At 71.6% G+C, this 3,172-nt stretch carries 4 protein-coding genes; 2 read left to right on the forward strand and 2 right to left on the reverse strand.

Going from position 1 to position 3,172, the window contains the following annotated elements; all coding sequences use genetic code 11:
* Together argC and manD are read right to left on the reverse strand one after the other, a co-directional pair.
* A partial coding sequence (gene argC / locus AB0M20_RS34510) for an N-acetyl-gamma-glutamyl-phosphate reductase (RefSeq protein WP_364304546.1) occupies positions 1–806 on the reverse strand: 806 nt, incomplete at its 3' end.
* Positions 807–870: 64 nt separating this feature from the next.
* Positions 871–2,025, reverse strand: coding sequence for a D-mannonate dehydratase ManD (manD, locus tag AB0M20_RS34515; protein ID WP_364304547.1), 1,155 nt, complete (start codon positions 2,023–2,025; stop codon positions 871–873).
* Positions 2,026–2,039: 14 nt separating this feature from the next.
* Here manD and AB0M20_RS34520 point away from each other — a divergent pair, with 14 nt between their 5' ends.
* On the forward strand, positions 2,040–2,747 hold the full coding sequence (locus AB0M20_RS34520; RefSeq protein WP_364304549.1) for a VOC family protein: 708 nt from the start codon (positions 2,040–2,042) through the stop codon (positions 2,745–2,747).
* Positions 2,748–2,756: 9 nt separating this feature from the next.
* Complete coding sequence (locus AB0M20_RS34525; RefSeq protein WP_364304551.1) at positions 2,757–2,990, forward strand: hypothetical protein; 234 nt, start codon at positions 2,757–2,759, stop codon at positions 2,988–2,990.
* Positions 2,991–3,172: the final 182 nt, after the last annotated feature.

A 3,172-nucleotide genomic window follows, 5' to 3' on the forward strand; every position in this document is an offset into this window, starting at 1 on the left:
GGCCAGGAGCCCTCGGGCAGCAGATGCACGAAGGGCTCGTCGGCGTACGCCGCGGCCAGCACCTCTCGAGGGTCGGTGCGGCCGGTCGGGACGGCGGTGACCGTGGCCAGGATCCCGCGCGGCATCGGGGCCAGCACCGGGGTGAAGGACAGCGACGTGGCGCCGGTGGCCTGCTTGATCTCGGGCACGTGCTGGTGGGCGCCCACCTTGTACGGCGACAGGTCCCCCATCACCTCGCTCGCGAGCAGGTTGACCTTCGCCGCCCGGCCGGCGCCGCTCGTGCCGGAGGCGGCCACGACGACGACATCCTCGGGCGAGGCCGCACCGGCGGCGATGAGCGGCGCCAGGGCAAGGGTGATCGTGGCTGCATAACAACCCGTGTTGGCCACCCGGTCGCCGGCCTTGATCCGGTCGCGCTGCCCGGGCAGCTCCGGCAGCCCGTAGGTCCAGGTGCCGGCGTGCGTCCCGCCGTAGTACCGCTCCCAGGCGGCGGCGTCGCCGAGCCGGAAGTCGGCACCGAGATCGACCACCTTGACCGAGGCCGGGAGCCGGCCCGCCAGGGCCGCCGACTGACCGTGCGGCAGGGCGAGAAAGACCAGGTCAGCCTCGCTGAGCGCAGCCGGATCGGTGGCCGTGAGCGGAAGGTCCAGGCCGGTCAGCTGGGGGTGTACGGTGGCCACCGCCGACCCGGCCTGCGAGTGCGCCGTGGCGGCCACCAGCTCGAACTCGGGATGCCCCGCGATCAGACGCAAGAGCTCGCCACCGGCGTAACCGCTGGCTCCTGCGACCGCAACCCTGATGCCCACACCGACCTCCGCATGACTATGCAGAGAACCGTATCAACTCGCGGAGAGCGGGGGCAACCCGGACTCACCAGTCGTGCAGTGTTCCGTCTCTCAATCGGGCGATCGGCAGATAGGCGGCCTGGTACGGATACCGGCCGGCGGCATCGGCGTCCAGGGTGACCCCGATCCCCGGCGCCGAGCCGGGGTGCAGCAGGCCGTCCGAGAAGGTGAACGACTGCCGGAAGACCTCGTTCGTCCGCTCGCCGTGCCGGGCGTACTCCTGGATGCCGAAGTTGTGGATCGCCAGCCCCAGGTGCAGCGCGGCGGCCATCCCCACCGGCGAGATGTCCTGCGGGCCGTGCATGCCCGACTTGATCTGGTGCAGCGCCGCGAGGTCGAGGATCCGCCGCAGGTGGCTGATCCCGCCGGCGTGCGTGACCGAGGAGCGGGCGTAGTCGATCAGCTGTTCCTGCAGCAGCGACCGGTAATCCCAGATCGTGTTGAACACCTCGCCGATCGCGAGCGGCGTGGTGGTGTGCGAGCGGACCAGCCGCAGCGCCTCCTGGTTCTCGGCCGGCGTGCAGTCCTCCAGCCAGAACAGGTCGTAGGGCTCGAGCGCCCGGCCGAGCCGGGCGGCCTGGATCGGCGTCAGCCGGTGATGGACGTCGTGCAGCAGCGGCAGGGACGGCCCGAACTCGGCCCGGACGGCCTCGAACACGCCGGGCAGGTCGCGCAGATAGGCGGCGGTGTCCCACACCTCCGACGCGTCGTTGGCGACGCCGTAGACGCCGGTCTGTACCCGGATCGCCCCGAACCCCGCGGCCTGCAGCGCGCGGATCGAGTCGGACAGCTCCGCGAGGTCGCGCCCGCTCGCGTGCCCGTACGCCAGCAGACCGGTGCGCGAGGCGCCGCCGAGCAGCTGGTAGAGCGGCATCCCCGCGGCCTGCGCCTTGATGTCCCAGAGCGCCACGTCGACGGCCGCGATCGCCGCCATCGTCACCGGTCCGCGACGCCAGTACGCGCCCCGGTAGAGGAACTGCCAGGTGTCCTCGATCGCGTGCGCGTCCCGGCCGATCAGCAGCGGCGCGACGTGCTCGGCCAGGTAGGCGACCACGGCCTGCTCCCGGCCGTTGAGCGTGGCGTCGCCCAGCCCGACGAGGCCGTCGTCGGTGGTGAGCCGCAGGGTGACGAAGTTTCGGTCGGGATTGGTGACGACGACCTCGGCGGCTTCGATCAGCACGGTAGAAAGACTAGATGGCCAATGAGGTGAGCGTTCCGCTGCTGCCGTGCCGCGACATCGACGAGATCGCCGAGTTCTACGCGGCGCTGGGCTTCCGGCGCACCTATCGGCAGGAGCGGCCGAACCCGTACGTCGCGCTGCGCCGGGAGGATCTGCACCTGCACTTCTTCGGCATGCCCGGCTTCGACCCGGAGACCTCGTACGGCTCCTGCCTGGTCCTCGTCGACGACATCGGGGCCCTGCACCGGGCCTTCGCCGACGGCATGCGCGCCGCGTACGGGAGGGTCCTGGTCTCCGGCCTGCCGCGGATGACCCGGCCACGCGTGCGGCGCAACAGCGACCGCCTCACCGGCTTCAGCGTCGTCGACCCGGGCGGCAACTGGATCCGGATCACCGCGAAGGCGCCGGTGCGCGCGCCCGGCCCGGTCAGCCACCTTCGCCGCACGCTGGAGAACGCCGTGGTGCTGGCCGATTCGAAGGGCGATCACGCCCAGGCCGCCAAGATCCTCGACGGCGCGCTGGGCAAGGTCCCGCCGGACGAGGATCCGGCGCTGATGGCGGAGGCGCTGGCCTACCGCGCGGAGCTCGCCCTGGTCCTGGACGACACCGAGACCGCCGCGGAGGCCCTGGAGGCCGCGCGGGAGCTCGACGACACGGGCGCCGAGCTGGCCGAGCTGGCCGAGGCGCTGGCAGCGAAGGCGGGATCGAGCGAAGAGGGGTAGAAAGGGCGGATGGCCGACGAGACGATCATCGCAGTCCGGGATGCCGCTGCCGCGTACGCATCCGCCGTCCGGGAGACGCAGCGCTACTTCGAGCGGCTCGAGGACAACGACGACCCGGGCATCCAGGCGGAGTACGCGTTCCTGGCGGAGCAGGAGAAGGCTGCGCTCGAGGCCCGGACCGACGCGGTGATCGCGGCCGGCTTCGAGGTGCCGTCGATCGACGAGAGCGACCCCGACCACTGAGGCGGGTGGCCCGGCCACTGACACGTGTAGGTTCCGGAACCGCCGCAGGGTCGCGGGACCGGTTCCAGACTGTCAGACTTCGCAACGTGCCCCCAACTGATCCGTATCGTGATTCATCTCTGTCCGTCGATGAGCGCGTCGCCGACCTGCTGGGGCGCATGACCCTGGCCGAGAAGGTCGGG

The sequence above is a fragment of the Actinoplanes sp. NPDC051633 genome (assembly GCF_040681735.1).
Taxonomy (GTDB): domain Bacteria; phylum Actinomycetota; class Actinomycetes; order Mycobacteriales; family Micromonosporaceae; genus Actinoplanes.